The sequence below is a fragment of the Kitasatospora sp. NPDC093679 genome (assembly GCF_040683455.1).
GTDB classification, from domain to species: Bacteria; Actinomycetota; Actinomycetes; order Streptomycetales; family Streptomycetaceae; genus Kitasatospora; species Kitasatospora arboriphila.
In genome coordinates, this window is record NZ_JBFBDW010000037.1 from 66,086 (window position 1) to 73,120 (window position 7,035).

6 protein-coding genes are annotated in these 7,035 nt (G+C 76.3%); 5 read left to right on the plus strand and 1 reads right to left on the minus strand.

Annotation, left to right across the window (positions count from 1 at the left end):
- Positions 1 to 59: 59 nt before the first annotated feature.
- Positions 60 to 737, minus strand: coding sequence for an MtrAB system response regulator MtrA (gene mtrA / locus AB0O09_RS26495; RefSeq protein ID WP_344623392.1), 678 nt, complete (start codon positions 735 to 737; stop codon positions 60 to 62).
- Positions 738 to 1,023: 286 nt separating this feature from the next.
- Here mtrA and AB0O09_RS26500 point away from each other — a divergent pair, with 286 nt between their 5' ends.
- From AB0O09_RS26500 to AB0O09_RS26520, 5 genes are all read left to right on the plus strand, one after another.
- On the plus strand, positions 1,024 to 2,232 hold the full coding sequence (locus AB0O09_RS26500; RefSeq protein WP_363545253.1) for a hypothetical protein: 1,209 nt from the start codon (positions 1,024 to 1,026) through the stop codon (positions 2,230 to 2,232).
- 34 nt (positions 2,233 to 2,266) lie between these two features.
- A complete protein-coding gene (locus tag AB0O09_RS26505; RefSeq protein ID WP_363545255.1) occupies positions 2,267 to 2,920 on the plus strand; it encodes a DUF4129 domain-containing protein in 654 nt (217 codons plus the stop codon).
- A complete protein-coding gene (locus AB0O09_RS26510; protein ID WP_363545257.1) occupies positions 2,917 to 4,191 on the plus strand; it encodes a DUF4350 domain-containing protein in 1,275 nt (424 codons plus the stop codon). The genes AB0O09_RS26505 and AB0O09_RS26510 overlap by 4 nt, the downstream gene beginning before the upstream one ends.
- Before the next feature lie 101 nt (positions 4,192 to 4,292).
- Positions 4,293 to 5,213, plus strand: a complete 921-nt coding sequence (locus tag AB0O09_RS26515; RefSeq protein ID WP_344623456.1) for a MoxR family ATPase — start codon at positions 4,293 to 4,295, stop codon at positions 5,211 to 5,213.
- A 61-nt stretch (positions 5,214 to 5,274) separates the two neighbouring features.
- The gene (locus AB0O09_RS26520) at positions 5,275 to 6,585 is read left to right on the plus strand and encodes a DUF58 domain-containing protein (RefSeq protein ID WP_363545259.1); all 1,311 of its coding nucleotides are present in this window, start codon (positions 5,275 to 5,277) and stop codon (positions 6,583 to 6,585) included.
- The last annotated feature ends 450 nt before the right edge of the window (positions 6,586 to 7,035 follow it).

Genomic DNA, 7,035 nt, shown 5'->3' on the forward strand with positions numbered 1-7,035 from the left:
GCAGCCTCCCCGCCGGCATCGGTGCCCGACGGGGAGTCGTCAGCCTGGTACTGCACCACTTAGCTGGGCCCCGCCTTGTAGCCGACGCCACGCACGGTGACCACGATCTCCGGACGCTCCGGGTCCTTCTCGATCTTGGACCGCAGCCGCTGGACGTGCACGTTCACCAGCCGGGTGTCGGCGGCGTGCCGGTAGCCCCAGACCTGCTCCAGCAGCACCTCGCGGGTGAACACCTGCCAGGGCTTGCGGGCGAGCGCGACCAGCAGGTCGAACTCCAGCGGGGTCAGCGGGATGCCGCGGCCCTCGCGCTTGACCGAGTGGCCGGCCACGTCGATGACGAGGTCGCCGATGGTCAGCTGCTCGGGGGTGGGCTCCTCGGCGCGGCGCAGCCGCGCGCGCACCCGGGCCACCAGCTCCTTGGGCTTGAACGGCTTGGTGACGTAGTCGTCGGCGCCGGACTCCAGTCCGACCACGATGTCCACCGTGTCCGTCTTCGCGGTCAGCATCACGATCGGGATGCCGGACTCGGAGCGGATCTGGCGGCAGACGTCGATGCCGTCCCGGCCCGGCAGCATCAGGTCGAGCAGCACGAGGTCGGGCTTGGTCTCCCGGAACGCGGCTAGCGCCTTGTCCCCGTCGGCGACGAAAAACGGTTCAAAACCTTCACCACGCAGCACGATGCCGAGCATCTCGGCCAGTGCGGTGTCGTCATCGACGACGAGAACGCGTCCCTTCATGACTCCATCTTCTCATTACCCGATTGTGACCTGCCCCACAGCCCGGTCCGGGGCCCTCCCCGGGTCCTCCCGCGACCCGGGCGGGGCACCGCCGGACGGCGGGCCGGGGCCGTGCGCACCGACCGTTGTCGATCAGCAACGGGATACCCCTGGGGCCGTTGCCGCCACCATGGCACGATGGGCGGCGCAGCAGCGGAATCCGGCCGTACGCCGTACCCGGTCCGACCGACCCGGACGTCCGGGCCCGGGGCCACGAAGCCCGCGGACCGTAGGACAAGGAGCCTTGATGACCGACACCCCGGGCTGGGCATCGCCCGGTTCGCCCGAACCGCCCCGTGACGACGTCCGGCCGCCGGCCGGTCCACCGTCCGGCGCCGTCGGCGACGCCGCGGGCGGTCCCGGTCCGTACGGCGGAGCGTACGGCAGCATTCCCCACCAGGGCCAGAGCGGTGACGCACCCGGTCCGGGCCACTACGGCGCCGCTCCCGGCGGCCCCGGCCCGTACGGCGGCGGCCCGGGCCAGTACGGCGGCTGGGGCGCCCCGCTGAGCCCCAAGCCCGGCGTCGTCCCGCTGCGTCCGCTCGGCGTCGGCGAGATCCTCGACGGTGCGGTCACCACGGTGCGCAGGCACTGGCGCACCGCCCTCGGCCTCTCGCTCGGGCTGGCCGCCCTGCAGCAGCTGCTGTCGGCCCTCGGCCAGTTCTGGGCCTACGAGCAGCCCGGCGACCTCACCGAGGTCGTGGCGCTGCTCGCCCCGGTGCCGCTGGAGGTCCTGGTCGGCGTCGTCGCGATCGGCATGCTGACCATGGTGGTGAGCAAGGCCGTGCTGGGGCAGCCGGTGACCCTGCGGGAAGCCTGGCAGACGGCCCGGCCGCGGCTCGCGGCACTGACCGGCCTCACCCTGCTGACCGGGCTGATCGCCGCCGCACCGTTCGTCCCGGGCTTCGCACTGCTGGTGGCGGGGATCGTCGACGACGTCAACGAACCGCTGCTCGGGCTCGGCCTGATCCTGCTGCTGGCGGCCCTGCCGCTGGCGCTCTGGCTGACGATCGGGCTCAGCCTCGCCGCGCCCGCGCTCGTCCTGGAGCGGCAGGGCGTGCTCGCCGCGATGTCCCGCTCCCGGCGGCTGGTGCGCGGCTCGTGGTGGCGGCTCTTCGGCATCAACGTGCTCACCCGGGTGCTGATGTTCATCGCCTCCAGCATGATCCTCACGCCGTTCTCGATCGCCGCGATGCTGGTCTCCGGCGACTTCGTCGGCAACGCCGACAACCCGATGTCGGTCGCACTGCCGCCGCTCGGCCTGCTGATCGTCGCGATCGGCGGCACCATCGTCGCGACCTTCACCATCCCGCTCGGCGCGGCCGTCAACGTGCTGCTCTACATCGACCAGCGGATCCGCCGCGAGGCCCTGGACATCGAGCTGGCCCGCGCCGCCGGCCTGCCCGAGTACGGCTCGGCGGGCTGGTCCGGGCAGCCGACTCCCCCCGGGGTCTGAGCCGATGCCGTACTGGGGGATGGGGGGCGCGCCCGTGCGCGTCCTCACGGACGGCGCTCCGGTCACCGTGCCGCGCGGGCCGGCCCGGGACGCCGCCCGCGACGAGCTGCTGAACCCGGCCTACCACCGGCACGACCCGAGCCTGGTGCAGCGCGCCGAGGCCTGGCTGGACGAGCAGATCGGCCGGCTGTTCGGGAAGGTCGGCGAGTCCGTGGCGGGCAGCGGGACCGGCGTGGTGCTGGCCCTGCTCCTGGTCGCCGTCGTGGTCGCCGCCGTCTGGTGGCGGCTCGGCGCGCCGCGCCGCGAGGCCCGCACCGGCGCGGCGCTGTTCGCACACCGCGGCCCGCGCACCGCCGACCAGCACCGCGTCGAGGCCGCCGCCCGCGCCGCCGCCGGGGACTGGCCGCAGGCCGTCCGCGAGCAGATGCGCGCCCTGGTCCGGGCCCTGGAGGAGCGGACGGTGCTCGACGTCCGGCCCGGCCGGACGGCCGACGAGGCCGCCGCCGAGGCCGGCCGCGCCCTGCCCGGCCAGGCCGCGGCCCTCGCCGCCGCCGCCCGCACCTTCGACGACATCGTGTACGGCGAGCGCACCGCCGACCGGGCCGCCTACGAGGGCCTGCTCGCGCTCGACCGCGCCCTCGGCGCGGCCCGCCCGGTGCTCGTCCCGACCGGCGGAGCCGCCGCATGACCACCGCACCGCCCGCACCGGCCCCGGCCGACCCGGCCGCGCCCGCCGCCGGAGCACCGGGCGACGCCGCCGCCCCGGCCCCGGCGACCAGCCTCGCCGTACCGGTCCGCCGGCGCTGGCGCCGCGCCCGCTGGTACCTGCTGGCCGCCGCCCTGCTGGTCCTAGTCGGCCTGCTCGTCGGCGGCCTCGGCGGCGCCAGCACCTGGCCGCCGCTCGACCCGCGCTCTCCCGACCCGAACGGCGCCCGGGCCCTCGTCCGCCTGCTGGAGCGGCAGGGCGTCGACGTCCGCACCGCCTCCGGCGAGTCCGAACTGGCCGCCGCGCTCGCCGCCCCCGACACCACCGTGGTGCTGCCCGACCCGTACCTGCTCGACCCCGCCGCCGTCGACCGGCTGGCCGCCGCCCGCGGCCCCGGCGGCCGGCTCGTCCTGCTCGCCCCGGACGACGCCCAGCTGACCGCCCTCGCGCCCGGCGTCCGCACCGCACCCGCCACCGACGGGCTGCCCGACTACGCCGCCGAGCAGTCCACCGCACCCGCCTGCGGGCTCCCCGAGGCGACCCGGGCCGGCAGCGCCGAACTCGGCGGCCTGCTGTACCTCCCGGGCCCGGACGACGCCGCCTGCTACCCGCGCCACGGCCGGCCCGCCGTCGTCCTGCACACCGACCCGACCGGCCGGCAGACCGCCGTCCTCGGCACCGACCGGCCGCTCACCAACCGGCACCTCGCCTCGGACGGCAACGCCTCGCTCGCCCTCGGCCTGCTCGGCTCCCGCCCGCACCTGGTCTGGTACCTCCCCGACTACACCGGCACCGGCGCCCCGGCCACCACCGACCGCCGCAGCCTTCTCGACCACGTCCCGGACGGCTGGCGCTGGGCCGGCCTGCAGCTGGTCCTCGCCGCCGCCCTCGCCGCCGCCTGGCGGGCCCGCAGGCTCGGCCCGGTGGTCTCCGAGGAGCTGCCGGTCGTGGTCCGCGCCGCGGAGACCACCGAGGGCCGCGCCCGCCTCTACCGTCGGGCGAACGCCCGCGGCCACGCCGCCGACGCGCTGCGCCGCGCCGCCCGGCACCGGCTCGCCCCCGTGCTCGGCGTCCCGGTCGCCGCCGCAGAGCCCGACCCGGCCGCCCTCTGCGCGGCCGCCGCCGGCCGCCTCGGCCGCCCGTCCGGCGACCTGCAGGCACTGCTGTACGGCGGGCCGCCCACCGACGACGCCGCGCTGCTGCGGCTCTCCGACGACCTCGACGCCCTGGAAAGGCAGGTACGACAGCCGTGACCGAGCAGCCCGCTGCCAGCACGACCCTCACCAAGACCGGCACGCCCGCCGACGCCGTCCCCGGCCCCGCCGAGGTCGACGCCCGCACCGCGCTCACCGCGCTGCGCGACGAGATCGGCAAGGCCGTGGTCGGCCAGGACGCCGCCGTCACCGGCCTGGTCGTCGCCCTGCTCTGCGGCGGCCACGTGCTGCTGGAGGGCGTCCCCGGCGTCGCCAAGACCCTGCTGGTCCGGACCCTATCCACCGCGCTCAGCCTGGAGACCAAGCGCATCCAGTTCACCCCCGACCTGATGCCCGGCGACGTCACCGGCTCCCTCGTCTACGACGCCCGCACCGCCGAGTTCTCCTTCCAGCCCGGCCCGGTCTTCACCAACCTGCTGCTCGCCGACGAGATCAACCGCACCCCGCCGAAGACCCAGGCCTCGCTGCTGGAGGCCATGGAGGAGCGCCAGGTCACCGTCGACGGCGAGCCCCGCCCGCTGCCCGAGCCCTTCCTCGTCGCCGCCACCCAGAACCCGGTCGAGTACGAGGGCACCTACCCGCTGCCCGAGGCCCAGCTCGACCGCTTCCTGCTCAAGCTGGTCCTGCCGCTGCCCAACCGCGAGCAGGAGTACCAGGTGCTCGCCCGGCACGCGGCCGGCTTCGACCCACGCGACCTGGCCGCCGCCGGCGTCCGCCCGGTCGCCGGCCCGGCCCACCTCGCCGCGGCCCGCCAGGAGATCGCCAAGGTCACCGTCGCCCCCGAGGTGCTCGCCTACATCGTCGACCTGTGCCGGGCCACCCGGCAGTCCCCGTCGCTGTCGATCGGCGTCTCCCCGCGCGGCGCCACCGCCCTGCTCGGCACCTCCCGCGCCTGGGCCTGGCTGGCCGGCCGCGACTACGTCACCCCCGACGACGTCAAGGCGCTCGCCCTGCCGACCCTGCGGCACCGCATCCAGCTGCGCGCCGAGGCCGAGATGGAGGGCACCACCGCCGACTCGGTGATCCAGGCCGTGCTGTCGCAGACGCCCGCCCCTCGCTGACCGGCCCGACCCGCCGGCCCCGGCCGGCCCGCACCCCAGCACACCCCGAGGAGTCCCGCCCATGGCCCTGACCGGCCGCACCGCCCTGCTCGCCGCGCTCGGCGCGCTCGTCGTCGGCCTGGTCGCCCCCTCCTGGGCGGGCATCGGCACCGTCACCCTGCTGCTCCTGCTGGCCGTTGCCGCCGACCTGGTGCTCGCCGCGCCCGTCCGCTCCCTGCAGCTGACCCGCGACGGCGACACCCGGGTCCGGACCGGCGAGAGCGCCGAGGTCCGGCTCTCCGTCACCAACCCCTCGGGCAGGCCGCTGCGTGCCCTCGTCAGGGACGCCTGGGCACCGTCCGCCTGGCACCCCGGCACCTCCTGGGGGAACTCCCGACACACCGTCACCGTCCCGCCCGGCGAGCGGCGCCGGCTCACCACCGTCCTCGGCCCGACCCGGCGCGGCGACCACCGGGCCCACCGGGTGACGGTCCGTTCGCTCGGCCCGCTCGGCCTGGCCGGCCGCCAGGGCGCCCACCAGGTGCCGTGGACGGTCCGCGCCCTGCCCCCGTTCGTCAGCCGCAAGCACCTGCCCTCCCGGCTCGCCCGGCTGCGCGAACTCGACGGCCGCACCTCCGTCCTGACCCGCGGCCAGGGCACCGAGTTCGACTCGCTGCGCGAATACCTGCCCGGCGACGACGTCCGCTCCATCGACTGGCGGGCCAGCGCCCGCCGCAACACCGTCGCCGTCCGCACCTGGCGCCCCGAACGCGACCGGCACATCCTGATCGTCCTCGACACCGGCCGCGGCTCCGCCGGACGCGTCGGCGACGCCCCTCGCCTGGACGCCGCGCTGGACGCCGCGCTGCTGCTCACCGCCCTCGCCACCAAGGCCGGCGACCGGGTCGACCTGCTCGCCCACGACCGGGTCCGGCGCGCCGCCGTCGTCGGCCGGTCCGCCGCCGAGGTGCTGCCCGCCTTCACCGACGCGATGACCGCCCTGGAGCCCGCGCTCGTCGAGACCGACCTGCGCGCACTCACAGCCGCCGCGCTGCGGATGTCCCCGCACCGCTCGCTGATCGTCCTGCTGACCGGACTCGACGCGGGCGCCACCGAGGACGGACTGCTCCCCCAGCTGCCCCTGCTGACCAAGCGCCACGAGGTCGTGCTGGCCTCCGTCGCCGACCCCCGGCTGGACGAACTGGCGACGGCCCGCGGCACCCTGGACGCCGTCTACGGCGCGGCCGCCGCCGAGCAGACCCGGGCCGACCGCCGCCGCACCGCCGAGGGCCTCATCCGGCACGGCGTCACCGTCCTGGACGCACCGCCCGCAGCCCTGCCCCCGGCCCTCGCCGACACCTACCTCGCTCTCAAGGCCGCCGGCCGGCTCTGACCGCCTCCCCCAGCCGCTCGGCGAGCGTCACATCCCCGCCCAGCTCCGCCCTCCGTAAACTCCGGCGCAGAACCGGCCGTCAGCAGCGCGTCGCGTGCCCGCAGCGTGAGCTCCAGCGACCCGGCGAGCCGCAGCACCATCCCCGGCCCGGTGCCGAGCGGCCGCTCTCCATGCAACCGACGTGCCGTCGGTGCTGCCCTTCGCCCTGCGGACCGAGGAACTGGCCCTGCTGTCCGCGCCCTGGCCACGGCCATCCGACACCCCGCCCTCGGCCGTACGACGCTCAAGGAGCAGTACGAGCAGCAGGAACGGACCGCAGAACTCCGGCCCTTCCGGGCTGACGCATCGCGTCTGGCCCGGAAATGCGAGAAGCCCCGCCCGGGGTCCCCGGGCGGGGCTTCTCAGAAGAATTGTTCGGCGGCGTCCTACTCTCCCACAGGGTCCCCCCTG